Annotated in this window: 23 protein-coding genes; 12 read left to right on the top strand and 11 right to left on the bottom strand. The window is 67.0% G+C overall.

The features are described from left to right. Positions 1 to 20: 20 nt before the first annotated feature. Positions 21 to 1,151: a lactonase family protein gene (locus tag ACFVVI_RS07735; protein WP_387444138.1), complete on the bottom strand. Its 1,131-nt coding sequence runs from the start codon at positions 1,149 to 1,151 to the stop codon at positions 21 to 23. A gap of 234 nt (positions 1,152 to 1,385) precedes the next feature. Here ACFVVI_RS07735 and ACFVVI_RS07730 point away from each other — a divergent pair, with 234 nt between their 5' ends. Then, positions 1,386 to 2,534: a lactonase family protein gene (locus tag ACFVVI_RS07730; RefSeq protein WP_387444135.1), complete on the top strand. Its 1,149-nt coding sequence runs from the start codon at positions 1,386 to 1,388 to the stop codon at positions 2,532 to 2,534. 93 nt (positions 2,535 to 2,627) lie between these two features. Here the strand turns inward: ACFVVI_RS07730 and ACFVVI_RS07725 are convergent, their stop codons facing one another. Further along, a complete protein-coding gene (locus ACFVVI_RS07725; protein WP_378664118.1) occupies positions 2,628 to 3,368 on the bottom strand; it encodes a GntR family transcriptional regulator in 741 nt (246 codons plus the stop codon). A 226-nt stretch (positions 3,369 to 3,594) separates the two neighbouring features. Here ACFVVI_RS07725 and ACFVVI_RS07720 point away from each other — a divergent pair, with 226 nt between their 5' ends. The 7 genes from ACFVVI_RS07720 (at position 3,595) to ACFVVI_RS07690 (ending at position 9,620) form a co-directional block, all read left to right on the top strand. Then, positions 3,595 to 4,452: an acyl-CoA thioesterase domain-containing protein gene (locus ACFVVI_RS07720; RefSeq protein ID WP_387444132.1), complete on the top strand. Its 858-nt coding sequence runs from the start codon at positions 3,595 to 3,597 to the stop codon at positions 4,450 to 4,452. Positions 4,453 to 4,588: 136 nt separating this feature from the next. Next, positions 4,589 to 5,707 carry an NDMA-dependent alcohol dehydrogenase gene (locus tag ACFVVI_RS07715; RefSeq protein ID WP_387444129.1) on the top strand — a complete coding sequence of 373 codons (1,119 nt, stop codon included), beginning with the start codon at positions 4,589 to 4,591 and terminating at the stop codon, positions 5,705 to 5,707. Positions 5,708 to 5,730: 23 nt separating this feature from the next. Further along, entirely contained in the window at positions 5,731 to 5,940 is a 210-nt protein-coding gene (locus tag ACFVVI_RS07710; RefSeq protein ID WP_378628179.1) for a hypothetical protein, read from the top strand. After that, entirely contained in the window at positions 5,937 to 6,227 is a 291-nt protein-coding gene (locus ACFVVI_RS07705) for a WhiB family transcriptional regulator (protein ID WP_378628177.1), read from the top strand. The genes ACFVVI_RS07710 and ACFVVI_RS07705 overlap by 4 nt, the downstream gene beginning before the upstream one ends. 91 nt (positions 6,228 to 6,318) lie before the next feature. Then, positions 6,319 to 7,665 carry a protein kinase gene (locus tag ACFVVI_RS07700; protein ID WP_387444126.1) on the top strand — a complete coding sequence of 449 codons (1,347 nt, stop codon included), beginning with the start codon at positions 6,319 to 6,321 and terminating at the stop codon, positions 7,663 to 7,665. Positions 7,666 to 7,703: 38 nt separating this feature from the next. Then, the gene (locus ACFVVI_RS07695) at positions 7,704 to 8,318 is read left to right on the top strand and encodes a hypothetical protein (RefSeq protein WP_387444123.1); all 615 of its coding nucleotides are present in this window, start codon (positions 7,704 to 7,706) and stop codon (positions 8,316 to 8,318) included. A gap of 135 nt (positions 8,319 to 8,453) precedes the next feature. After that, positions 8,454 to 9,620 carry a hypothetical protein gene (locus tag ACFVVI_RS07690; protein ID WP_387444121.1) on the top strand — a complete coding sequence of 389 codons (1,167 nt, stop codon included), beginning with the start codon at positions 8,454 to 8,456 and terminating at the stop codon, positions 9,618 to 9,620. A gap of 15 nt (positions 9,621 to 9,635) precedes the next feature. Here the strand turns inward: ACFVVI_RS07690 and ACFVVI_RS07685 are convergent, their stop codons facing one another. From ACFVVI_RS07685 to ACFVVI_RS07645, 9 genes are all read right to left on the bottom strand, one after another. After that, positions 9,636 to 11,006, bottom strand: a complete 1,371-nt coding sequence (locus ACFVVI_RS07685; protein ID WP_378664105.1) for an MFS transporter — start codon at positions 11,004 to 11,006, stop codon at positions 9,636 to 9,638. Positions 11,007 to 11,234: 228 nt separating this feature from the next. Next, a complete protein-coding gene (locus tag ACFVVI_RS07680; protein ID WP_378664102.1) occupies positions 11,235 to 11,762 on the bottom strand; it encodes a cupin domain-containing protein in 528 nt (175 codons plus the stop codon). A gap of 112 nt (positions 11,763 to 11,874) precedes the next feature. Next, positions 11,875 to 12,777: an alpha/beta hydrolase gene (locus ACFVVI_RS07675; protein WP_387444118.1), complete on the bottom strand. Its 903-nt coding sequence runs from the start codon at positions 12,775 to 12,777 to the stop codon at positions 11,875 to 11,877. Positions 12,778 to 12,882: 105 nt separating this feature from the next. Continuing rightward, positions 12,883 to 14,397 (bottom strand): sugar ABC transporter ATP-binding protein, encoded by a 1,515-nt coding sequence (locus ACFVVI_RS07670; protein ID WP_378628166.1) that lies wholly within the window; start codon positions 14,395 to 14,397, stop codon positions 12,883 to 12,885. Positions 14,398 to 14,402: 5 nt separating this feature from the next. After that, a complete protein-coding gene (locus ACFVVI_RS07665; RefSeq protein ID WP_387444116.1) occupies positions 14,403 to 15,485 on the bottom strand; it encodes a hypothetical protein in 1,083 nt (360 codons plus the stop codon). Further along, positions 15,482 to 17,650 carry an ABC transporter permease gene (locus ACFVVI_RS07660; protein WP_387444114.1) on the bottom strand — a complete coding sequence of 723 codons (2,169 nt, stop codon included), beginning with the start codon at positions 17,648 to 17,650 and terminating at the stop codon, positions 15,482 to 15,484. Before ACFVVI_RS07660 ends, ACFVVI_RS07665 begins: the two co-directional genes overlap by 4 nt. Before the next feature lie 6 nt (positions 17,651 to 17,656). Continuing rightward, positions 17,657 to 18,730: a sugar ABC transporter substrate-binding protein gene (locus ACFVVI_RS07655; protein ID WP_387444112.1), complete on the bottom strand. Its 1,074-nt coding sequence runs from the start codon at positions 18,728 to 18,730 to the stop codon at positions 17,657 to 17,659. A 44-nt stretch (positions 18,731 to 18,774) separates the two neighbouring features. Further along, positions 18,775 to 19,791: an ABC transporter permease gene (locus ACFVVI_RS07650; protein ID WP_378628158.1), complete on the bottom strand. Its 1,017-nt coding sequence runs from the start codon at positions 19,789 to 19,791 to the stop codon at positions 18,775 to 18,777. 11 nt (positions 19,792 to 19,802) lie between these two features. Then, positions 19,803 to 20,852: a zinc-binding dehydrogenase gene (locus ACFVVI_RS07645; protein WP_387444111.1), complete on the bottom strand. Its 1,050-nt coding sequence runs from the start codon at positions 20,850 to 20,852 to the stop codon at positions 19,803 to 19,805. A 211-nt stretch (positions 20,853 to 21,063) separates the two neighbouring features. On the opposite strand from ACFVVI_RS07645, the gene ACFVVI_RS07640 reads away from it, so the two are divergent. The 4 genes from ACFVVI_RS07640 to ACFVVI_RS07625 all read left to right on the top strand — a co-directional run bounded on the left by ACFVVI_RS07640 (position 21,064) and on the right by ACFVVI_RS07625 (position 26,064). Further along, a complete protein-coding gene (locus ACFVVI_RS07640; protein WP_387444109.1) occupies positions 21,064 to 22,137 on the top strand; it encodes a LuxR C-terminal-related transcriptional regulator in 1,074 nt (357 codons plus the stop codon). 108 nt (positions 22,138 to 22,245) lie between these two features. Further along, positions 22,246 to 23,679, top strand: coding sequence for an MmgE/PrpD family protein (locus ACFVVI_RS07635; protein ID WP_387444106.1), 1,434 nt, complete (start codon positions 22,246 to 22,248; stop codon positions 23,677 to 23,679). A gap of 206 nt (positions 23,680 to 23,885) precedes the next feature. Then, entirely contained in the window at positions 23,886 to 24,542 is a 657-nt protein-coding gene (locus ACFVVI_RS07630; RefSeq protein ID WP_387444104.1) for an aldehyde dehydrogenase family protein, read from the top strand. An 85-nt stretch (positions 24,543 to 24,627) separates the two neighbouring features. Continuing rightward, positions 24,628 to 26,064: an aldehyde dehydrogenase gene (locus tag ACFVVI_RS07625; protein WP_378664077.1), complete on the top strand. Its 1,437-nt coding sequence runs from the start codon at positions 24,628 to 24,630 to the stop codon at positions 26,062 to 26,064. The last annotated feature ends 10 nt before the right edge of the window (positions 26,065 to 26,074 follow it).

The following is a 26,074-nucleotide window of genomic DNA, read 5'->3' as shown; positions in this document are numbered from 1 at the left end:
GGGCGGCCCACCGCGGTGCGTCATCGTGCAGGGGTCAGGTGAGCCGACGGACCGTCGTGGAACACCACGCCGGTATCAGCGGCAGGCAGGCCCGACGGGGCGACGCTGCCGTCGGCGGCGACGGTGTAGGTGTGCACCCGGGCCGACCCACTCACCGTGAGGCTGTCGATGACGAAGAGTTCGTCCTCGTCGGGACTGAGCACGAGGCGTCCCGGCATCGCGCCGTCCGGAGTCTTGTAGGGCGAGCCCGGCAGTGGCGTGAGCGCTCCGTCGGCACCGATGTGGAAGCCGTCGACCTCACCGCCGGCCGACGCGGGCACGTACATACGGGTGCCGTCGGCGGTGATCGCCGAACCGTGCGGGGTTCCGCCGGTGGGGTAGGGCGAACCGGGCGCATTCGACAGGCTGCCGTCGGCTGCGATCACATAGCCCGACAGGGTGTTGCTGCCCTCGTTGCTGATGTAGAGGTAGCGCCCGTTCGGGGTGACGGCGGGCAGTGCGGGCCGCTCGCCGGTCGCCATCGTGGCGCCGACCTGGGTCAGCGAGGCATCGGCCCCGATGGCGTAGCTGGTCACCGTCGCGCCGATGAAGGTGCTCACGATCAAATTGCGCCCGTCGGGAGTCACCTGCGGCAGGCTCAGCCCGCTCATCCCGGGTACAGCAGTGGCGGGTGCGCCGGTCGGCACGAGCACGCCGGAGGCGGTGATGTCGAAGGAGCGGACCTCGGTGGTGAGCGAGCCGACGGTCGCGAACAGCCGGGAACCGTCCGGGGTGATCGTCACCCCGATCACCGGGGCGCCGAAGTCGATGCGCGTGCCCGTGATCTCGTGCAGCGAGCCGTCGGCGCCGAGGTCGTAGCCGATGATCGAGCCCGACACCACGTGTCCGGCGTAGGCGCGGCGACCGTCCGGGGTGATCTCGAGGGTGAGCGAGCCGGTGTCACTGGCGAACGGCGCGCCGGCCACCTTGGTGAGCGAGCCGTTGTCATCGACGCGCAGGACGCTGATGTTCGAGGAACCGGTGCCGGTGACCAGCAGATACCGCGGCGCGTCGCCCGGGGCCGCATGCGCCAGGCTCGGGGACAGCGAGAGCGCAAGCGCGGCGGCCACACCGACAGCGACTCGATGCGGTGTGAATGCGTTCCTGAGCATCTGCGGCGATACCTCCACGTATCCGGCGGGCCACGTCGCCCACCCTGAATTATGCACAATATAGTCAGTAATCTCTACGCGAAGCGAGTTTTGAAATCCCGCGTCGAACAGCGAGAACCGTTGTCACGCGGCACAACGATGATTGCAAGTTCATATATAAAATGTGATCGTTCCGGGTTGTCACGCGCTCCGCGCACTGCCGATCGCACCCGCATCTCATCGAGGAGATCACCGATGACTTCGACACCCGCCGCCTGTCGACCCCGGGCCGGTACCCGGTTACTTCGTTGTGCCGCACTAGCTTTCATCGCCGCCTTGCTCAGCACGTTCAGCTGGGCGGCGGCGCCGGTGGCCTCGGCTGCCGGTTCCCGGTTCATGATCGTCGCGGGCACCGCGTCGATGGGCATCAGTGTGGTGCGGGTTGCCGATGACGGCGCGTTGACCCCCGTACCGGGCAGCCCGTTCGCCACCGGCTTCGGCATTCTCTCGCTGGTCATCGCTCCTGACGGGCACACGGTCTACGTTCCGCATGTCGGCGACTTCGGCGTCACCGGATACCGCCTGGACGACAGCGGCACCCTGCACCCGATTCCCGGTGCCGACATCGCCGTCGGTGGTCCGCCCACCGCGGCGACCCTGAGCCCCGACGGCACTCAACTGTTCGTCGTGGTCGGCGGGGCACCGGGCCACGTGGAGTCCTACGCGGTCGCAGCCTCGGGCGCGCTCACCCCGTCCGGGGCTCCCACCGTGCCGGTAGACGGCTTCAGCGCCGTCGGCATGGCAGCCGTCGACCCCGGCGGGCGCTTCCTGCGGGTGGTCACCTATCTCGGCAACACCATGTCCAACTACGCGATCGAGCGCAACGGCACCATGACGCCGCTCGGCCCCACCACCGTGAAGCTGGGTCCGGTGGCACCGGGTTTCACCCCCGACGGGCGCCATCTCTACGTGAGCAACGAATTCGGCTTCGACCTGTCCGGCTTCGTCATCGGCGAGGACGGCCAGGTGACGCCCACCCCCGGCTCGCCCTACCCGACTCATGGGGTCCCACACGGCGCGGTGGTGACAACCGACGGCACACGGCTCTACGTACCCAATGCAATGGGCCAGTCGATCGCCGGCTTCGATGTGCACGAGGACGGCCGACTCACCGAGCTGCCCGGTTCGCCGTACGCGGCACCCGCCGCCACACTGCCTGGACAGGTCGCGCTGCATCCCGACGGCAAGACCCTCTACCTCGTCGACGTACTCACCGCCCAGATGACGACCCGCATCCACACCTACACGATCCGCCCGGACGGAAGCATCGCGCCATCGGGCGCGCCATCGATCGATACCGGTGTCGTCATGTCCGACGGCCCCGTCGTCGCCATGACCCCTTAGACATCAGAAAAGGGTCGGTGCCACTACCTTTCGGTTGTGGCACCGACCCTTCTTCGTCTTCTGACCGCCGATCTCGATCACGGTGAACCGGGATTATGCGGTGGATCGCTCCGGGGTCGACCACATGCCCTGCTTCTCCAGCATGACGATGAGCTCGTCGGCGCCGGACATGATGTGATCGCGCATCAAAGTGCTAGCCGCCTTCGCACGCCGCTTCTGCAACGCTTCGAGGATGGCCGGGTGGAAGTCGAGCGACTCGTTCGCGTGGCCCTCGATGTTGCCGTAGAACCGGTTGGGCAGCTGCTTGACGATCGAGCGCAGCAACAGCGCCAGCCTGCGCGAGTCGGCCGCCAGGTTGATGGTGCGATGGAATTCATGGCCCAGCGCCACGATGCGGTCCAGGTCGGCGCCGTCGGCGACCGCCTGCTCGTGCTGAGCGATCACGTCGGCCAGGTGGGCGAGCTGACGCGGGGAGATCGACTTCGCCGCCCGCGAGGCCAGTTCACCGGCCAGGGTGGCCTGCGCCCAGAACAGATCGCGCACATCCTGCCTGCTGAACGCCGAGACCATGAACCCACGCCGAGGAACGAGTTCGACGAAACCTTCACCGCTGAGCAACAACAAGCCCTCGCGCACCGGCGTGTTGCTCACGCCGACCGCCTCGGCGATCGGCTCGGCGCGCAGGAATTCACCGGACCGTACCCGGCCCGAGATGATCAGCTCGCGAACGTAGCTCGCGACGTCTTCGGACAACTGTTGGCGTTGCGAATGCGCGGAGCGAGGTAACCCCCGTGTCGCGGATTCGGCCTGGAGTGGGTCATTGTCGTTCGGCACGTTATGCATTATGCGTCTCGGACACACTGTCGCGCATCGTCGACCCATGGAACGGCGTCGATCACCGGAGGGTTTCCACGCACGGATGTGACGTACGCGTCGGTGATCGACGCCGGCGCCCGAGGTCCCCGAGCAGGGGGTCAGAAGGACCTCGGGAGGTCTATGGACGCATATCTGACGGTATCATATATTTAATATCATGCCCTAAATGGTGGAGAGGATCACTATGACGTCAGCTTTCTTCCGCACGGAGCCAGGCCGGACAGGTGCGGAACTGGTACCGCAAACAGAAGCACTGAGCGGCTGGGGCGTGGATCATCTGCGCGGACTCGCCATCAGTTCGGCGCTGGCTCGCGCGGCCGAGCGCGCTGTCGCCGACATCGGCCGCACCGACTTGCAGCCGGTCAGGTGGACCCTGGACCTGTACCGACCGGCCAGGCGACGCCCCTGCACCACCTCGGCGACCATCGTGCGGGAAGGAAAGCGCCTGTGCCTGATCGACACGGTCCTACATCAAGACGGCGGACCGGTCGCCCGCGCCTCGGCACTGTTCCTCGCGCCGAGCGAGAGCCCGCCCGGTGCGGTCTGGTCCGGCGGCGCCCGCCCCGAGCCTCCACCACTGGGCGCGTCGATGACACAGGGTCACCGCTTGTACTTCAGCGAAGGCTCCGGATGGGGCGATGCGGCACAGGCGCAGAACGACGCGCGTAAGCAGGTCTGGCACGACCCGATCCCGGTGGTCGAGGGCGAGCCGATCACACCGTTTCAGCTCACCGCCGGGATCGCCGACGTGGTGAACGTGGTGGCCAATCTCGGCAGCAACGGGCTGGAATTCATCAATGCCGACATCACGCTCGCGCTGGTCCGCCTGCCGTTGGGCACCGCGGTCGGGTTCTCGGCCACCGACCGGATCGAGCACGCCGGGATCTCCGTGGGCACCGCTGTCGCGTTCGACCGCACCGGAGTGTTCGGCACCGCGACGGTATCGGCACTGGCCAACACCCACCGCGCCGTCGACCTGCCCGCGTTCTTCGGCACGACGGCGGATGGCGAAATCGGAATTGATCCATCCATCGGCAACTGAGAAATCGGCCCCGACCTCACCGAATCGTTGACGCGCAGATCAGCGCCATGCGACACTTATATTATATTATGTTGAATATTCTCTTTCCCGGAGGAGTGGACACCCCCATGTGGCAGTTGGATCGAAACGAGACGTCATGCTGACCCGGGGCGCGGTACTCCGGCAATCACCCGGTGCCTACGAGATCGTCGAACTCGAGGTCGAGGACCCGCGCCCCGGCGAGATCCGGGTGAAGATGGCCGCCGCCGGCCTGTGCCACTCCGACGATCATTTCGCGGTCGGCACCCAGACGCCCGGCATCCTTCCGCTGGCCGGGGGACACGAGGGCGCGGGTGTCGTCGAGGCGGTCGGTCCCGGCACCAAGGGCTTCGCCGAGGGCGACCATGTCGTGTTCTCCTTCCTGCCGGTGTGCGGCCGTTGTCGATGGTGCGCACACGGCCATCAGAACCTGTGTGACCTCGGCGCGTTCCTGGCCACCGGCGCGCGCTTCGACGACCCCACCTCGTATCGGCTCTCCCTCGACGGGGCACCCACCGGTCAGCTCGCCGGGCTCGGCACCTTCTGCGAGTACACCACCGTGTCGGCGGTCTCGGCCATCAAGATCGATCCGTCGATCCCGCTCGACGTCGCGTGCCTGACCGGCTGCGGTGTCGGGACAGGCTGGGGCGCAGCGGTGAACTCGGCCGAGGTGAAGCCCGGGCATGTCGTGATCGTCATGGGCATCGGCGGTATCGGGATCAACGCGGTCCAGGGCGCGGCCCATGCCGGCGCATCAGCCGTGATCGCCGTCGACCCGGTCGCGTTCAAGCGCGACTCCGCACTGAAACTCGGCGCCACCCACGCCGTCGCCGACATCGACGAAGCGGCCGAACTGGCACGCTCGATGACCAACGGGCAAGGTGCTGATTCCTCGATCGTCACAGTCGGCATCACCACCGGACGCCATGTCGGCCAGGCGCTCGGCGCCGTACGCAAGGCAGGCACCTGTGTCGCCGTCGGGCTCGGCGACGCCACCGTCGGCGCGGGCGACATCAACCTGCACGAGCTCACGCTGTACCAGAAGCGTCTGCAGGGCTCGCTCTTCGGCGCGAGCTCCCCCACCGCCGACATCCCCGCGCAGCTGGCGATGTATCAGCAGGGCTCGCTGAAACTCGACGAACTCGTCACCACCCGCTACTCCCTCGACGACATCACGCAGGGCTTCGCCGACATGAACGCCGGCCGCAATCTGCGTGGAGTCGTCGTCTACGACTGATCCCGCGAGTCGGAGGACCGACCATGAACGTGCTGATCGAAATGACCGCCTTGTGCCTGAGCCGCCCCTCCCGCGGCGCCAGTGCGGAGACACTCGCCTCCTGGTATGCGGCGAAGGCACGGCTGCACGACCATCTGGCCGGGCTGGGCGGACCCGACAGCGCCCGCGAACACGAACTGGCCGCTGCCGCGCATCGGCGCGCGCAGGTGGCCGCCGACGGTGGTGCGCGATGAGCAGAGGGAGCGTGTACGCGTTGCAATTGCCCGCCCCGCGCGCGGAGACCTGGGCCTGGCAGATGCACGCCACCTGCCGCGCGTACGATGTCAACGACTTCTACGACACCAGCCACGAGTCCCGGAAATTGCTGGCCGCCAAGAAGATCTGCGCGAGCTGCCCGGTCCTGACCCACTGCAGGGACCACGCTGTCGCCGCGAACGAGCCACACGGTATCTGGGGCGGGATGACACCGCGCGAACGCGCCAGATACCGGTGGCTGCACTACCGGCCGAAACGCGCCTGACATCGTCGAATACGGTCGACACCGGGGCTATCCTCGGTAGAGGGCGGGCGCACCAGCGTACCGCCACAAGGCCGCACCGAATCGAGCCGAGATGGCCGACAACTTGCCGACGCAGCGCAGCCCGGCCACGGGGATCGCGGCGGAACTGACCGCCGAGGGCTTCGAGGACGCCGAGGAGATCGGACGCGGCGGTTTCGGTGTGGTCTACCGCTGCGTCCAGCCCGATCTGGACCGCGTGGTCGCGGTGAAGGTACTGACCGCCGAGCTCGATCCCGACGGATTGCAGCGCTTCGTCCGCGAACAGCAGGCGATGGGCAGGCTGTCCGGTCATCCTTACATCGTCGCGGTCTTCCAAGCCGGCACCACCCGCGGCGGGCACCCCTACCTGGTGATGCCGTATCACGCGCGGGGCTCGTTGGAACAACGCATCCACACCGTCGGCCCGCTGGACTGGGCGGCGACACTACGCTTGGGCGTGAAGATGGCGGGCGCGCTCGAGACCGCGCACCGGGCCGACATCCTGCACCGCGACGTGAAACCGTCCAACATCCTGCTCAGCGACTACAACGAACCCGAACTCACCGATTTCGGAATCGCCCGGATCCAGGGCGGGTTCCACACGACCACCGGAATCGTCACCGGCTCCCCCGCTTTCGCCGCGCCGGAAGTACTGCGCGGAGCGCAGGCCACCGCTGCCGCCGACGTGTACGGCCTGGGCGCCACACTGTTCTGCGCGCTCACCGGTCACGTCGCCTACGAGCGGCGCGTCGGCGAGCAGGTGTTGTCGCAGTTCCTGCGAGTCTCCGCGCAGCGCGGCCCCGATCTCACCGACCAGGATGTACCCGACGAGGTCAGAGCCGTCATCGAGCACGCGATGGCGACCGACCCCGCCGACCGGCCGGACAGCGCTGCTGCGCTCGGCGCGGAACTGGTTGCGGCCCAGCGCAGTACCGGCAGCCCGGTCGATGTCCTGCGAGTCCCCGATACCCAGCGGCCCGTTGCGGTGCCGATAGCACCGGCAGCGCGGGCCCGCGACCGCACCACCGCACCTCCCACACCCGCCACGAAATATCGCCCGCCGACTCCGGCGCGGGCGACTCTGGCCAGAAAGCGCCTGCTCGAGCACTTGCGAACCACCGAACGCACCCGGCTCACCGCGATCCACGCGCCCAGCGGTTTCGGCAAAACCACAGTGGCCGCCCAGTGGCACGACGAGCTGGTCGAGCACGGCGCCGCGGTCGCGTGGCTGACCGTCGACGAGGACGACGACAATGTCTCCTGGTTCCTCACCCACCTCGCCGAGGCGATCCGACCCACGGTCCCCGTGCTCGCCGACGACCTCGACCGGCTGCTGGAAGCCAACCCCGACGACCCGGCCCGTGCCGTGCTGACCGCACTCGTCGACGGTCTGCACGCCGACGACCGGCGGGGGCGCTGATCCTCGACGACTGGCAACGGGTCACCGCTCCCGCCTCGGTGGACGCGGTCCGATTCCTGCTCGAGCACGGCTGTCACCATCTGCCCCTCGTCGTCACGAGTACCGAGCGTCTCGACCTGCCGTTGAGTCGTCTGCGCATCCACGGTGAACTCGCCGAAATCGACGCCACGACACTACGTTTCAATCCCGACGAAGTACACGCGTTCCTCGCCGAAGCCCGCGGTGTGCACTTGGCCGCCGACGAGGTGACCGCGCTGGTCGGCGCCACCGACGGCTGGGTCGCGGCACTGCAGCTGACAGTGCTGTCGCTGCGTGCAGGCGAGGACCCGGCGCGCCTACTCGACAGCCTTGCCACGCACCCCGATATCGGGGCGTTCCTGGCCGAGAACGTGCTCGGCGCACTGGATCCGGACACCCTCGAATTCCTCATGACGACCTCGATCTGCGAGCGGATCTGCGCCGGACTGGCCATCGCGCTGACCGGCCGCACCGATGCCGCCGACCTCCTCGCCGACATCGCCGACCGTGGCTTGTTCCTGCTTCCCACCGGTCCCGCCCACGACTGGTACCGCTACCACCAGTTGTTCGCTGGTTATCTGTGCCGCAGACTCGCACAGGACCGCCCGGCCGAGATCGCAGCACTGCGGCTGTGAGCCGCCGACTGGTTCGCGCATCATCACCTGCTCAACGAAGCGGTCGACCAGGCACTTGCCGCGGAAAATCCCGAACGCGCGGCCGAACTCGTCGAGCAGGGCGCGGGTTACCTGCTGGAGCGGTCGAGAGTGGTGATGTTGCAAGGCATCCTGGCGAAGCTGCCCGCTGGGGTGTGCCGGGCCAGGCCCCGTATCCAGCTTTTCGGCGTCTGGGTCAACCTTGTCCTGCGCAGACCCGCGGCCACCGCGTCCTCCCTAGCCCGCTTCGAGACCGCGCTGGCCGCGGCCCCACCCGCCGAACCCGAACGCACCGATCTACGCGCGGAAGCCGATGTCGCGATCAGTGTCCGAGAGATGTTCGCCGACCGGGTGTCAGAGCTGGACGGCCTGATCGGTGACGCACTGGCCCGGCCCGACGACTTCTCCCCACGAATTCCCGGGGTGGCGGCCAATATCGCCAGCTTCGCGGCGATCCAGCGCTTCGACTTCGCCGAGGCGCGCCGATGGCAGCTCTGGGCGGCGCCGTACCACGAGGCGACCGGCCCGTTCCTGTCGGTGTACGGCCGCTGTTTCGCGGGGGTGGCCGCCCGTGAACAGCTCGACATCACCGGCGCGGACGACCTGTTCACGACCGCGCTCGACACCGCACGCACGACCATGGGAGCCGCCGCCCACGCGACTCGCCTCGCGTCCGCACTACTGGGCGAATTACGTTATGAGACTGGAGATCTCGACATCGCGACAGATCTATTGGAGCAGAGCAGAGAGCTGTCCGCCGAAGGCGGCGGCGGAGTGGACTTCATGCTCGCCACCTACGCGACCGGTGCGCGGGTACGAGCCCTGCGCGGCGACCGGGACGGCGCGCTGCAACTCCTCGACGAGGGGATGTCGCATGCCGAACGCCTGAACCTGCCGCGCCTGGCCGCACGGATCCGCAACGAACGGGTGCGTCTGGGCGTCGAACTCGATCCGACCGTGACGGACAGGCTGATGGACACGCGCACGATCCGGCGCGACGACGGAATCGATACGGCCATCGATGAATTCGATGAGGACTCCGCGATCCGTTTGTTGCTGGCGACGGATCAGCTCCGGTCGGCGATCGAGCGCGCAGAGAACTCGGTCGCCGAGATAGACGCGCAGCGCAGGCCGCTGGCCGCGCTGCGCGCCGGGTTGCTGCTCGGCAACGCCCTGCGCCGGGCCGACCGCACGGCCGAGGCCGATCGCATCCTCACACCGTTGATCCGGCGATGCGATCGCCTCGGCCTGGTCCGCCTGCCCGCCGACGCGATGGCGTCCTAGACGATGCCCGGCCTATCAGCCCGCTTGCTCGACGACGAGACCGCCGGGCTTGCGATCCGGCTCGACGTCGGGAGCGCGCACTTCGGCGACTTCGTCATCGACTGTCGAGGCCGGCATCAGGATCACGATGACGGCGGCGATCACCGCGGGCACCGCGAAGGCGTAGAAGTTCCAGTGGGTCGCCAGCGAGGAACCGACGATCCACCCACCGATGGACGGCCCGAGGATCGAACCGATACGCCCCAGTCCCATGCTCGCCCCCACCGCGGACCCGCGGCACGAAGCGGGGTATTTCGCGGCGACATAGCCGTATGCGAGTGAGCTGCTGCCGATGGAGCCGAGCCCGGCCCCCGCTACCGCGACCATCAGCACCGCGGTATCGACCTTACGGCTGAGCACCAGCAGCGAAATCGCACCGATGAGGAAGAACGGCACGAGAACCCGCCGGGAGCCGTATCGGTCGGCCAGCATCGAACCGCCGATCATGCCGATCACGGCGCCGACCTGCAGAACCAGCAGGAACTGCAACGAGGATCCCAGTGGGTAGCCCGCCTCGCGCATCAGCACCGGCAACCAGGTGCTCAAGCCGTAGCCGATCAGCTGGGCGCAGATGCAGACCACGACGAACAGCAGCAGCGACGGCAGATACTTCCGGGTCAGCAGCATCCGGAATCCGCTCGCCTTCTCCCCGTTCGCGGTGGCGGTGCGCTGGATCAGCTGTTCGGCCCGCACCGCGCCGATGTCGAGACCGTAGGCGCGAGCGACTTCCGCGGCCTCGGCGTCCTTGCCACGCGACACCAGGGAGTTCACCGATTCGGGCAGCCAGAAGTACATGGCGGGCACCACGATCACGCACAGGGCACCGACCGCGTACAACACGCGCCAGCCGTGGTCGGGCAGCAGTGCGATCGCGACGAGCGCGGCGATGATGCCGCCGAAGGAGTAGCCGGTCAGCATCATGCCGTTGTAGATCTGCCTGCGGTTGCGCGGCGCGAACTCCATCGTCAACGCGACCGCCGACGGCACGACGCCGCCGAGGCCGATGCCGGTGAAGAACCGGGCGGCGCCGAGGAATTCCGGTGAGGTGGCCAGCGCGCAGATCGCGCAGCCGGCGGAGAACCAGACGACACCCGCCATCATGACCTTGCGGCGACCGACCCGATCAGCCAGCGGACCCGCGAGCAGGAACCCGACCATCAGACCGAACAGTGTCCAGCTGCCGATCAGACCGGCGGTGCTGGCGGTCATCTCCCATCCGGGTTCGTCGAGCAGGCTGGGGACGGTGGCTCCGTAGACGATCAAGTCGTAGCCGTCGGCCACGATCGTCAGGAAACACAGCATGACCACGACGAGGCCGCTTTTCTGGCGCGGGGCCGGACTATCCATCTCGTTCTCCTTCAACGCTCCACCACGGCGGCATTGCCGAGCGACTCAGGTCACAATATCGCACAATATATGATCCTGAATACATTTCGAGAGGCCTGGATTGTCCGAAAACACAAGCAGGGCCCGGGAATCTGTGACGATTCCCGAACCCTGTGCGTGCAAATGGACTCAGCGGGTGGCCGGCAGACCGGACCTTCGCCTCGCGCGCAACCTACCGCCGTGATGCGGTCAGTGCTTGGCAGGCAGCATGACGGCGACCATCGTCACCGGCTTGTCGGTCCGGTTGCTCCAGGCGTGCTTGATGCCGCGATTGATCACAGTGTCGCCCGGGCGCAGCAGCGTCTCCCCCGTTTCGTAGATCGCGTAGATCTCGCCGTCGATGATGGTGGCGATGTCGACCGTCTCCGTCGCGTGCAGGCCGACAATCGCATCGTCCTCGGCCTTGGCGTCCTCACCGTGCAGATTGCCGATCGACTCCGCGTACACCGCCGGATCGATCTCGGCATCCGGCGGGAAGGTCGCCAGACGCACGACGACACCGGCGGCAGGCGGATCCAGCTCCACGTCGGCGGCCAAGGTGTCACCATCGGCCATCGCCGCAGGCAGTGCATCCACCCGCCACACATCGTTGACCGTGAACGCGGGCAACGCGACCCGCGTCGCGGTGTTCTCATCGATCGCGACAGTCGACTTACCGTCGGCGTCGAGCCCCGCGATCACACGCCGCGCGGTCTTGGCCAGATGCTCACCACTCATGACATCACCCTTCGTTCCGGATCGAGCGGGAGCCCGATTCTTAGATAGATAATATATTCAATATCACATTGACAAAGCGCGCAAGCATTCCGGAACAAGCCACCGGCAAGAATCAGAGATTGGTCTCGAAGAACGGGGTCAGGGCGGCCATGGCCTGGTCGACGTACTCGGGTCGGTCGTAGAGACCCACGTGCCCCGCGTTTTCGACGAGCACCAGGTCGGTGTTCTCCGGAATGCGCTTGTTCAGTCGCTCCGCCTGCCACAGCGAACCCGCCGCGGAGCCAGCGACCAGCAGTACCGGCTGGGTCAGGAACTCAGCACCCGCGAAGGCGTCGTAGTCGAAGATCCGGGTGACGCTGGCGGTGAACAGCATCCGATTGTCCGAGTTCGGGTGCTGTGCCCGCGGGGTCCGGTAGTACTCGTGCGCTTCGACCATGTCCGCCGGGGTGGTGGCGTCCAGGGTCTCGGGCACGTACGCGATCTCGGCGATGTCACCGCCCGCCACTTCGATCGCGCGCTGACCCGCGACAGCGTCGAGCGTGGCGATCTGCGCTTCGAGCGGCAGCGAACCGTCCCAGCCCTTGCGGAACGTCGCGCCGATATCGACCGGACTGACCGTGCCGACGGCTTTGATCCGGCGGTCGGTCTTGGTGGCATCGATGGCGTAGCCGCCGCCGGCGCACACGCCGAACGCACCGATCCGGTCCGCGTCGACGAAGTCGAGGATGGACAGGTAGTCGACCGCGGCGCGGATGTCCTCGACCCGGGCGAAGGGATCTTCCAGCCGGCGCGGGATCCCACCGCTCTCACCCTGGTGGGAGGCGTCGAAGGCCAGGGTCACGAAACCCTGGGCCGCCAGTTTCTCGGCATACAGACCCGCGGTCTGCTCCTTGACGCCGCCACCGGGGTGCACGCACACGATGGCCGGGTAGTACTGGTCAGCGGAGAAGTTCTCCGGGAGGAACAGGTCGCCCGCCATGGTGATCCTGGCGTTCGAGAATTCGATGTTCTGCACGATGATGTCCTCGGTTCGCTGGGGGATCGTTCCGGTGACATCAGCCTCCGCGATTCGGCGAGCGCGCGACAGGACGACTCTGTTCCTGGGAGAAATCCTTCCCCCTCAGTGCACCGCCGCGAACATCAGCTTCGCGTCGTCGGCCTCGGCCGGATCGAACTCCGCCACGATGCTGCCCTGCTTGGCCACCAGGATGCGGTCCGAGAGCGCCCGGATCTCGGGCAGGTACGACGAGATCACTACCACCGCGACACCGTCGTCGGCCAGCGCACGGATCATCGTGTGGATCTCGGTGATCGTGCCGAGGTCGACGCCGCGGGTCGGCTCGTCGATGATCGCCACCAGCGGCTGACGGGTCAAGCCTTTGGCGAGCACCACCTTCTGCTGGTTACCGCCGCTGAGCTCCTCGAGCTTGGCGCGGCCGGGTTGCAGCGTCCGCACATGGAACCGCTCGACGAAGCGCTGCGCCACCGACTTGCGTTCGCCGGGGCGAACCAGCAGTGGCAGCCTCGCCGCACTACACAGGTGCCCGAAATAGATATTGTCCGCGATCGAGAAGTGGCCGAAGAAGCCCGATGCCTTGCGGTCCTCGGTGATGTAGACCAGCCCGGCCCGGCGGGCATGACGCGGTGTCCTGAACCGCACGTTCCTGCCGTTGAGCCGCACTGTGCCGCCGCGCAGTCTCCTGCGCTTGGTCACCCCGCTGACGATCATCGCGGTCTCGCTGCGCCCGGCGCCGACCAGCCCGTAGATGCCGACGATCTCCCCCGGGTGCGCGGAGAACGACATGTTGCGCACTACCGGCAGCAGCGTGATGTCGTCGACCTCGAGCACCGGGGCCGGGTCGGGTTCCCGATTCGGTGGCACCCGTTGATATTCCACGCTGCGCCCCACCATCATCCGCACCACCTCGGTGCGGTCGAAGTCAGGTTTGTCGAGGGTGCCCTGTACCTCGCCGTCGCGCAGCACAGTGATCCGGTCGGCTTCCTCGAAGGCCTCGTCGAGCATGTGGGTGATGAACACGACCCCGATCCCCTGGCGCTTGAGCCTGCGCATCGACAGGAACAGTTGCAGTCGTTCCTCCGGGGTCACCGACGCGGTCGGTTCGTCGAGGATGACCACCTTGGCATCGCGATGCACCGCGCGGGCGATCTCCACCATCTGTTTCTGGGCGATGCCGAGCGCGCCCGCAGTCACCTCGGGCCGGATGTGGAAGTTGTGTGATTCCAGCAGTTCTCGTGCCACCACATTGAGCTGGGAGAGATTGTTGAACGGTTTCTCGTCACCGAGGAACAGGTTCTGTGCCACCGTCATCGACTCGACGAGCGAGCCCTCCTGGTACACCATCGCGACCCCCGCCTCGGCGGATTCCTTGGGGGTACTGAAGTTGCGCATACGACCGGTGACGAGCAGCGTGCCCGCGTCGTGTTCGATCGCGCCCGAGATCACCTTCACCAGCGTGGACTTGCCCGCGCCGTTCTCGCCGAGCAGGGCGTGGATCTCGCCCGGTCGGACCTCGAAGTCGACATCGCGCAACGCGTAGGTTCCGCTGTAATGCTTGCTGATACCGCTGAGCCGGATCACCGGCTCCTCGGCAACGGCGGTGTCGCTGTCTGCCACCGTACTCACCTTTCGTTCACTGTTCGCGGCGCGAGCAGGTTGCGGAATCCACGCGCCGCCACCACTATTCGGCCGTCACGTGACGCGACGCCGGTGACCCCGTGGCGGTCGCTGTCGGCGCGCGAATGCACGCTTTCGGTGATCCGACCGCGCTGATCGATGCGGAACGCCAGACCGTAGGACCGGGCAGGCGCCCACGGTTTGATCACGCCGTGGACCCGCAATTGACCCAGTTGCAGGGTGTCGGTGTAGGGGTCCGGGCACCGCAGCCGGGGGACGAACCATTGGTCCTGACGGATCGTCGCGGTCATCTCGCGCAGCAATTCGGGTTCGTCGAGCAGCAATTCGGTGAAGCGGTTGCGCGCATAGGGCGCCGCGACCCACCAGCCGTCCGTGGTGGCGGCGATGCGGCCGGGGTAGATCGGCAGGTTCGCCCCCACCGGTATTCCCGGTTTACCCAGCGCATTCGACGCACGTCGCTCGATCCGATGATCGAAGCCCAGCGATACCAGAACCTCGTTGTCCGAGGCAGTTTCGATGCCGCCGGGCCACCCGAGGCCTTCTGCCACCACCTCCGCGCGCGACCCGTCGACCCGCACGATGCGCCCTTTGCGGTCGTCGGCGACCAAGGCGGCGCCCCAGTCCGGGACCGCGCTCGAGCCGATGGTGGCCAGCACGATGCCGTCGGGCAGCAGTGTCAGATCAGTGACGCAGACAGCCAGCTCCGGGTCGGTGCACAGGTCGTGCGCCGTTCCCGCCGCATCGATGGTGACCAGGCCGACGCCCTCGACCGCGGCGACCAACCGGTCCTGCACCGCCAGCAGGCTTCCGACTTGCCCGCCGAGCGTCACCAGCGGCGCGACAACCCCATCGGTCAGCGTGAAAATGCTGTCGCCGCTGGAGAAGACGAATTCGCCGGAGTCACGGATGACCACGTCGTCGGGCTCGAACTCGGCGGCGGGGAGCAGGGTTTCGCCTTCGTCGAGTCGACGGTTCGGCCGTAGCCCCGCTTCGAACGGCGGCACCGTGCGGTGTCGCGCCCAGTCGGGGTTCAGCCATTCCTTCAGCGCACTGATCGTGCGGTTCATCGCTGTACCTCCACCATCGGTCGTCCGGGCACGATCAGGCCCGGTACTGCGGCCGGATCGATCGACCCGACTTCGCTGGAGTCCAGCGTCAGCCGGCCGATGCGGTTGTTGCTCACACCGCACAGGTAGAGCTGACCGGCCCGTTCCTTGACCGCGGTGACCATCGGGTAGTTCGCCAGCGACGAATCCCACAGCACCTGAAGGATTTCGCCACGATCGTTGAACTTCATCACGCACGACACGTTGAGCTGCGGGACGACCCAGCTGTCCAGCGGCACCTCCTGGGTCATCCGCCTGCGCACGGCCGGATAGCGGTTGAGCAGGTCCGACATCGGCGTGCGCATCGATACGAACGGCAGCCAGTAGTTGCCGTCGGAGGAGCGGTTGAGGTTGTCGGGGTTGCCGGGCAGGTTCTCCAGCACCGGTTCGAGCTGCCCCTGTTTGGGTCCGGCGATCCAGAGCCGGTCCACTCGGCACAGGCCGGTGCTGGCGATCAGGATCGACTGGCCGTCGTGCGAGGTGCAGATTCCGTTGGGGAACACACTGTTCGAGACGACGACCTCGGTGCTGCCGTCGGGATCGATCCGTACCACGCGGCCGTTGGACCGCGATTCCACCAGTTCCACCAGGTATTCGGCGGCGTTGCTTCGCGTCGAGAAGTCCGATACGTAGATCGAACCGTCCGGGGCCACATCGAGATCGTCGACGGCGCGGAGACCGGAATCGTCGAGCAGCGAGAAGCGGCTGCGCCTGACCTTCGTCGCGATCGGCTCGGATTCACCGTCCGGGGAGATCCGGTAGATCCCCATGCCGCCGACCGCCACGAGTAGCTGCCCGTCACGGTCCCACCCGTGGCCGAGCGGGAAACCGCCTGTGCGCGCGAAGATCTCGCCTTCGTCGGGCTGGTCGGCGCGGAATCGCCACACCCAGCCGCGACGGTCACCGCAGTAGACATTGCCCTCGGGATCGACCGCGCAGTCCTCGGCGCCCTCGATCTTGCCGAGCCCGATCGGGGGCGCATCGGTCGTCCTGTTGTTGATCGTCCAGACCGTGCCCGGTTCGGTGACGTCGATGAGGCTGCCGAGGGTGATCCGGCCGGGATCGATTTTGAGCTTGTCGGCGGTGCGCTGCCGGTACTTGCCCCACTGCAGGTCGAGCACGGCGAATACGAGCAGCGCCGTCGCGAGAATGACCGTGTAGTAGGAACCTTCGAGCCGCAGCGCGACGGTGGCCTGCTGGATCACCTGCACCACGATGATGCCGACGGTGGCCCGCAGCACCGAGCCGCGACCGCCCTTGAGGCTGACGCCGCCGAGCACCACCGCGGTGAGCGCGATGATCTCCCAGCCCTGACCCACATCCGGATCGGTGCGCCCGACCCTGGCCGAGGTGAGCAGGGCGGCCAACCCCGCCAGCGCACCCGAGAGGACGTACACCAGAAAAGTGACCCGGTCGACCGGGATGCCGTTGCGCCGTGCCGATCGCCGATCGCTGCCGACCGCCGCGACCCACCAACCCCACCGCGACCGGGTGAGACCGACATGCACCACGATCAGCACACAGCCGAAGAAGAACCACCCGGTGGGGATCAGCGCGATGCTGCCCTCGCCGAGGAAGTCCCAGACGATATCGGGCTTGGGCATGCTCAGCTGAAAGCTGTACGCCGACTGCAGCGCGGCGGCCGCGCCACCGAAGGCCACGAGGGTGACCAGGGTCGTGATGAACGGCCGCATCTTCCGGTAGGCGATGAAGTAGCCGTTCACACTGCCGAGCAGCGCGCCGAACACCACCGTGCCCGGTGCGACGACCGCCATCGGCCAGTCCCAGGCGCGGGAGGCGACCATCGCGCCGATCGCGGTCAGACCGACCATCGAGCCGACCGACAGATCGATGCCGCCGCACACCAGCACCACGGTCAGTCCGATGGCCAGCAGTCCCTTCTCCGAGACCTCGTCCATGATGATCGGGGAATCGGCCGGTCCGACCGGGGTGAAGAAGACGAACAGCAGGCTGAGCGACAGGGCCAGACCGAGCGGGACCGCGCCCTCCATCCAGCGTTTCTCGAACAGATCCGACAGGGTCCTGGCCGGCGCGAGCCGATCACGCCACTTCCCGCCGGTCAGGGGGAACGCGTCGATTCCCCGCGAACGTGACAGCAGTTTCATCGCCGATCACTGCCCCTTGTAGCAGGCGATAGTGGTGTTGTCGACGTTCGCGCGGTCCACGATGGTGTGCGGCACGAACGCGACGGTGTGGCTGCTGCCCGCCGGTGCGCCGGTCTGGACCAGCTGCTGGGCGGTCACCACCGCGGCGGTGCCGACGCCCTGGACGTCGTAGGAGGCCGAGGCCGTCACCTTGCCCGCGCGCAGCGCGTCACACCACAGGGTGTCGGTGGCCATCGTGTAGGTGCCCAGCGAATCGGCGGGGATCACCCCGCGCGAGACCGCACTCTGCACCGCGTCGCCGACCGCGACGGAGTTGAGGTCGTAGGTGACCAGGAAACCGCAGAAGTTGTTCTTCTGCTGCTGGATGATCGACTCGGCGGCCTGCTGGGCGAGGGAGTTCTGCCACTGGGTGTGCGCGGTGGTCACCACCTCGAACCCGGCCGGATCGAGCACATTGTGCACGCCCTTGGACCACAGCAGCGAGGCCGCGTCATTGCCCGGGCCGTCGATGATCGCCAATCGCTTGGGGGCGCCGCGCTTTTCGCAGTCCTGTACGGCACGCTGGGCGATGTCCTCGGCGGCGGCGATGTTGTCGACGCCGATATAGGCGTCACCGAGGCGGCTCGAGATCATGTTGACCACCACCGTGTAGATGCCCGCGCGCTGGGCGTCCTCGATCTGCTTGGACAACACCCCGACGTCGGGGTTGTGCAGGATCAGCACGTCGACGGCCTTGCGGGCGATCAGGTCGCTGATGATCCTGGTCATCTTGTCGGTGTCGAAATTGGGGTCGTAGACCTGGAAGTCGGCACCGAGGTTGCCGAAGGCGCGCTCCATCGAGGCGCCCCAGTTCATCGTCAGGTTGTAGCCCTTGTAGAGGATCGGCACGAAGGCGATCCGCTTGCCCTGCATCGACTCGTGGACCTGCTGCGTCGCGTCGAACAATTGCACGTTCTCGCCGAAAGCCTGGCCCTCGCCGCCCGCGGGGCCGGTGGCGGCCGTGCGTGCGCCGGTGGAACAACCCGTGATCACGACGGCCGAGACCGAGGCGAGAGCGAGCGCGATCATTTTCTTCTTCATCGTTGAAGACTCCTTGTGAGCGAAGGTGTTTCGAGGCGAGGGCATTACAGTTCGCCGCTCTTGGCGGTTTCCTCGTCGCGGGGATGCAGCCACGAGTCGAGGGCGATGGCCGCGATCAGCACGCCGCCGCGGATCAGGTCCTGCACCGCGGAGGTGAGACCGTGCAGCACGAGCAGGTTGTTGAGCACACCGATGAACAGCGAGCCCGCGAGCACACCCAGGATCGAGCCGCGGCCACCGGCCAGCGAGATGCCGCCGATTACGGTCGCGGTGAGTGCGGTGAACAGCAGCGGGTCGAACGAGGTGACCGTCGTCTGCACGCTGCCCTGGATCGACACGGTCAGGTAGCCGGCGAGCAGGGCCAGCAGCGCGGAGATCACATAGGTGAGTACCTGCAGCGGGCGGACGGGGGCGCCGGTGGCTCGGGCGGTGGCGAAGTTGTCGCCCATCGCCCTGATCAACCGACCCGCGGTGGTGTAGGTGACGAAGAACCAGGCCAGTACGAACACGGCCGCGGCGAGCACGATCGGGCGTGGCACGCCGAGCACCGAGCCGTTGCTCAATTCCGCGATCCACGATCCGGCGGGCAGCGCGTAGTAGTTGCTGTCGAGCAGCAGCATGTCGACCGCGCCGATGACCAGCAGACCGGTTGCCAGGGTGACGAACAGCGACGGCACCTCGACGTAGGCCACGAGCACGCCGTTGACCAGCCCGACGAGCAGCGCGACCGCCGCGGCGATGGCTATTGCCTGCCATTCGGGCATGCCACTCGACATCAGGGCCAGGGTTGCTTGCGCACACCCGAGTGCGACACCGGCGATCGAGAGGTCGATGCCTTTGCCCAGGATGACGATCGCAACGCCGACGGCCAGGATCCCGAACGCCGCCGACAGCCGCAGCAGGCTGGCGAAATTACCGGTGGTGAGAAATCCCGGCGTGGTGGCGGCGCCGACCGCGCACAGCAGCACGGTGATGCCGAGGACGAAATAGGCCTGCTCCGAACGACCGAGTCGGTCGCGCAGGCTGGGGGGCGGCGAGGTGGCCGCGATTGTCGTCGTCATGATGCTCCCGTTCAGAACTCGATGACGGCCTTGCCGCCTGCCTGTTTGTCGAACTCCGTGTACGCCTGGGCGGCGTCGGCGAGGTTCCAGCGGTCGGTGAACAAGCGGTCGACGTCGAGGCCGTGCGCGGCGACGAAGCGGGCGCAGTCCGCTTGACCGGTCAGCGAGAAGGTGTAGGAGCCCAGGATCGTCAGCTGCTTGCGGATGATGTCGGGGCTCACGTCCAGGGTCACGTCGTTGCCCTCGCCGACGAAGGCCACCCGGCCCCACTGCGCGGCGGACTTGACCGCCGCGACCCTGGCCACGGACGCGCCGGAACAGTCCAGCGCACAGCTCACGCCCGCTCCTGCGGTCAGTTCCTTGATCGCCGCCGCGGGATCGGCACTGCTGGAATCGATAGCGTGGGCCGCGCCGAACTCCATCGCCCGCGTGACTCGATCGGCTTGCACGTCGACTGCGATCACCTCGGCGCCCATGGCCGCCGCCAACTGCACCGCCGAGAGTCCCACCGGTCCCTGACCGAAGATCGCGATGGTGTCGCAGGCATCCAGATTCAGCCGGCGCAGTGCGCCGAACGCTGTCCCGGTTCCACAGGAAATCGCCGCGCCCGCAGTGAAACTCACGTCATCGGGCAGCGGAACCAGGGTGCGGGCGGGCACTTTGATGAAGTCGGCGTGCCCGCCGTGGGCGGTCGCCCCGAAAATCGTCGCGCCACGCTGACACATCTGGGTCCATCCGGTGCGACACCGATCGCAGTATCCGCAGCCGTCGTAGTGATAGATCATCACCCGGTCGCCGACCCGAACCGCGCGCTGGTCCACATTCGCGCCGAGCGCGACGACTATTCCGCACGGCTCGTGGCCGGCGATGATGCCGCCGGTATCGCCCGACAGGCCGAAGGCCGCGAGCGCGGCGCCGGGAGCCGCGCGGTAGAACCGCAGGTCGCTACCGCACATCCCCGACGCCTTCATCGCCACTACCGCGTCGTCGGGCCCCGGGGACGGGTCGTCGAACTCGGCGATCTCGAGGTCGCGATCACCGTTGAACACAACACCCCGCATTGTTTCTCCTCTGAGACTCAGGTCACTATCTAAAGCTGTGCAAAATATTAAATATGTGGTGTTGTTGCTCACAAGGCTTCGCCACCTCGATCAGCCGAACGTCGTACAGCGCTGCGACCAGGGGTCGATGCCGGACGCAGGTTTCGGACACAATTCGGGCCTGCCGGTGACGGCGGGGCTATATATTGCATATTCTGTATAGACGTGGTAGATGGACTGGAGTTGGCACGTGGCGATCGAGACGAGGACACCCAGCGGCGACGCGACACTCGGCGCCGAGTTGGCCGCCGTCGTCATCGAGGCTTCCGAGATCCTCGGCCGCCGGATCCAGCCACCCGGCGCCCACTCCCCCGGCGAGGCCAAGCGCCTGCTCACCCAGCTGTGGGACGACGCCGTCGCTGCCCTGTCCGACACGACAGCCGGCGCCGATATCCAGCGGACAACCGCACTGCTGGCCCGCATCCGCGCGACCGAGGCCGACCTGGCCGCGTCCGACGCCGCCGGCTCGGCCACACATCTGCGCATGGCCGCACAGGCGATCGCGCGATTACATGGCGCGCGGGGAGTGGACGACCTGTTGCGCAGGGCCGCGGAAGCGATGGGTGCGATGGGCTTCGACCGCGCACTGGTCTCGACGACCGAAGGGCAGCGCTGGCACCTGCACACCATGTTCGTCGTCGACGACGAGCCGTGGGCCGATGCCATCATCGCGGCGGGGCGTGAGTCGTCACCGACGCTGGACGGACACCTCGTCGAGAGCGACATCGTGCAGCGAGCCCGGCCCGGACTCGTCTTCGACGTCCAGCACAATCCTCGCGTCATCCGGCCGCTGGTGGAGATGACGCGCTGCAGCTCCTACGCCGTGGCGCCGCTGACCATGAACGGAACGGTCGTCGGCCTGGTCCACGGCGACTATTACTTCCAGCGGCGCGAAGCCGACGCAACCGCTCGGGCGATGCTGGCGGTCTTCGCCGCCGGCCTCGGCCACGCGCTGACCGGCGCGAGCCTGCTCGACGGCGTCACAGCACTGCGCACCGGTTTCGACCGGTTGGCCGGATCCGTCGATGCCTCGCCCAGCCCTGTCGAGACGCCCGCTCTCTCGACCCGGGAGCTCGATGTCGTCGAGTTGCTCGCCGCGGGCAGGGCGAATCGGCAGATCGCGCGTGAACTCGCGATCTCGGAGGCGACGGTGAAGACCCACATCACCCATATCCTGCGCAAACTCGGCGCGGCGAATCGTGCCGAAGCAGTCGCCTACTGGCTGCGCGGAACCGTCGTACGCTGAAACTGCAGCTTGCTGCTAACCCCTTCGCAATGCTTACATAATATATAGTGCAATTACCTGGGGCGGCTGGTCGAACTACCTCCCGCACCCCCTGCGAGAGGACAGTTCATGGCCGACACCATCGTCGAGCAACTGGCGCGATTCACCTCCGACGCCGACTTCGACACACTGCCGCCCGAGGCGGTCGATGAATCCAAGCGGCTGTTGCTCGACGCGATGGGGTGCGCGCTCGGCGCCGTCGACGAGCCCAAAGGCAAGATCGGCATCGACTACGGCAAGCTCACCGGCGGCACCGACGGTGACGCCACGATCATCGGCACCGACGACCGGGTCTCGATCTTCGGCGCCTCCTTCGCCAACGGCGAGCTCATCAACGCCCTGGACTTCGACGCGGTGCTGCCGCCCGGCCACGTCTCGCCCTACGTGCTGCCGACCACGATGGCGATGGCCGAGAGCCGGGGGCGATCCGGTCGCGAGGTGCTCGCCGCCGTCGCGCTCTCCCACGAGATGTCCTACCGGTTCTACAAGTCGATGGACTATCTGCGCGACGTCCAGAACAATTCGATGGATCTGTCCCCCGTGATCGGGTACAGCGTCACCGTTTTCGGTGGAACTGCGGCCGCGGGCAAGCTCGCGGGCCAGTCCACCGAGACCCTGGCCAACGCGCTCGGTATCGCCGCCGCCACCGCCCCGGTCAACGCGATGCGCCCGTGGATCAAGCACGCCCCGAGCTCCACCCTCAAGTATCTGCTCGCGGGCACCCTGACCCAGGCCACGCTCACCGCCGTGCACATGGCCGAATTCGGCCACACCGGCGATCTGCAGATCCTCGACGACGCCGAGGTCGGCTTCCGCAAATACATCGGCACCCGGCGGTGGGAACCGAAAAACATCACCGACGCGCTCGGCACCGAATGGCGCTTCCTCGCCGAACAGTCCTACAAGCCCTACCCGCACTGCCGCATCCTGCACGCCCCGCTGCACGCGCTCACCGAGATCCTCGAGACCAACGACATCAAGCCCGACGAGATCGACGCCATCCGCTGTTGGGGCGAGGCCGCGGTGATGCACCCGCTGTGGCAGAGCCGGGTCATCGAGAAGACCCACGACGCGCAGTTCGACATCGCCCACGGCCTGTCGGTCGGCGCGCACCGAGTGGTCCCCAGCAGGGCTTGGCACGCACCGGAACTCGTGTTCAGCGATTCGGTGCTCGGCCTGATGGACAAGGTCACCTTCGAACCGCACCCGGACTACTTCAAGGCACTGTCGGCCAACCCGTCCGCCCGGCCCACCCGCATCGAAGTAGACGCCCGCGGCACCACCTTCTCCGCGGACCGCACCTACCCCAAGGGCAGCCCCTCCCCCGACCCGACCACCAGAATGACCACCGACGAACTGGTCACCAAGTTCCGCATCAACGCACAGGATGTGCTGTCGGAGAACAGGATCGATCAGATCGTCGACACCGTGCTCGGCGTGGACGAGGTCGACGACTTCGGCACGGTGATGCGCCTGCTCGCACCGAACAGCACGACCGCCTGATTTCCCCCGCTCCCCGAAAAGCCCCGCTCGCCCCCTACGCGAGCGGGGCTTTTCGTCTCCCCATGATGCCGACACATGTCCGGCCGACGCCCTCGACAGTAGACCGCGAGGTATGTCGTCGGCTGTCCAAATATCTGGACACGACAGCGCGCAGCCACCCATTTGAATAGGGCCACAGCACTTTTCGGTGACCAAGGGGGTCGCTTGTGACGACGCACTCAAACCTGTGGCACGGCCGGTACGACACACTGTTCATCGGCGGCCGATGGGTCGAGCCGACCTCCGACAGCACGATCGAGGTGATCTCGCCCGCAACCGAGCACCTGGTCGCACGCGTGCCCGCAGGTGTCGAGGCCGACATCGACGCCGCGGTCGGCGAGGCGCGCGCGACCTTCGACTCCGGGCCTTGGCCGCGAATGTCGATCGCGGAGCGGATCGCCGTACTCCGTGCGCTCAGTACCGAACTGGCCGCATACGAGGCTCAGATCGCCCAGCTCATCACCGCCCAAATAGGTTGCCCAATAACACTTTCCACCAAGATGCAGGCAATCGGGCCGCGCCTGCTGCTCGACAGTTTCCTCGACCTCGCGCCCGAATATCCATGGTCGACAACCCGACGATCCGCAACCGGCAGCGCGCAGGTAACGCGTGGTCCTGTCGGCGTCGTCGCCGCGATCATCCCCTGGGACGAGCCACTACTCGTCACGGTGATGAAAGCGGCGCCCGCGCTGCTCGCCGGCTGCACCGTCGTCGTGAAACCGTCGCCGGAGACACCGCTGGACGGATACCTGCTCGCCGAACTACTCGACAAGGTCGGCCTTCCCGCCGGCGTGGTCAACATCGTGCAAGCACAGCGCAGCTGATCGGGTGCCGAGCGCGCGGCGGATGGCCGAATTCCCTTCACGCTCGGCGTGCGCTGATCAACCATCGAACGACAGAAGGAAAGCCATGTCCGGAGCTCACGACCACAACCACCACTTCATCGGCGGTCGGCTTCAGCGCGCCAATTCTTGCGAGCGGCTCGACGTGATCAATCCAGCGACCGAGGAGGTCTTCGGCTCGATCGTTGACGGCGACGCGGCCGATGTGGACGCCGCGGTGCGCGCCGCACGGGACGCGGGATCAGGGTGGGCGCAGACCGACCCGACCGAACGGGGGCGCCTGCTGCGCGCGCTGGCCGATGCCTTCGAGGCGCGCGGCGAGGAGATCTCGGCCCTCGTCACCAAGGAGAACGGGACGCCGATCAGTGTCTCGCGCGCGATGCAGAGCCAGGTCCCGCTCAACTACCGCTATTTCGCCACACTGGCCGAGCAACTCGAGCCCGAGGAAGTACGGGCGACGATGACCGGCGATGCCGTCATCACCCGCGAACCGCTGGGGGTGGTCGGCGCGATCACCCCGTGGAACGGACCACAGCCGCTGACCGCGTGGAAACTCGGGCCCGCGCTGGCCGCTGGATGTACAGCCGTGGTGAAACCGGCACCGGACACCTCTCTCGACGCGTTCCTGTTCGCCGAGGTCGTCCAGCAGGCCGGGCTTCCTCCCGGCACGGTCAATATCGTGACCGGTGCACGCGAGACAGGTGCGCTGCTCGTATCCCACCCCGATGTGCGAAAGGTGGCCTTCACCGGTTCCGTCAGGGCAGGACGTGCCATCGGCGCGTCGTGCGGCCGCGACCTCAAGCACGTCACCCTCGAACTCGGAGGTAAGGCAGCGGGCATCCTGCTCGACGATGTCGACCTGGCGGCTTTCGCCCCGTTCGTGCGCACGGCCCTGACCCCGAACACCGGCCAGACGTGTCGAGCGTTGAGCCGGATCCTGGCCCCGCGGGCACGATACGACGAGATCGTCGCCATGCTCGCCGACACCATGACGAAAACCCCGCTCGGTGATCCCGAGAACCCGCAGACCTTCTACGGGCCGCTGGCCAACGCAGCCCAGCTCGAGCGGGTGCTGTCCTACCTCGAGATCGGTAAGCAGGAGGGCGCCGAAGTGATCGTCGGCGGCGGACGTCCGGCAGGCTTCGAACGCGGCTACTACGTGGAGCCGACCTTGTTCGGCAATGTCACCAACGATATGCGGATCGCCCGCGAGGAGATTTTCGGGCCGGTGGTGGTCGTGATGCCCTACGACAGCATCGACGAGGCGGTCGACATCGCCAATGACACCGAGTACGGCCTCGGCGGCGGGGTGTTCTCCGCCGACAAGGACAAGGCCACCGACGTGGCACGGCGCATTGTTTCCGGCACTGTCGGGGTCAACAACGCCTCGTTCCCGATGGACGCACCGTTCGGCGGTATGAAGAACAGCGGTCTCGGACGCGAACTCGGCCCGCGAGCACTCGACGCCTACCTCGAATACAAGACGGTGTTCCGCGCGGGGTGATTCGGCGCTC

It is taken from the genome of Nocardia sp. NPDC058114 (assembly GCF_042884695.1).
GTDB lineage: Bacteria > Actinomycetota > Actinomycetes > Mycobacteriales > Mycobacteriaceae > Nocardia.
This window is presented reverse-complemented; position numbering and strand designations above follow the sequence as displayed.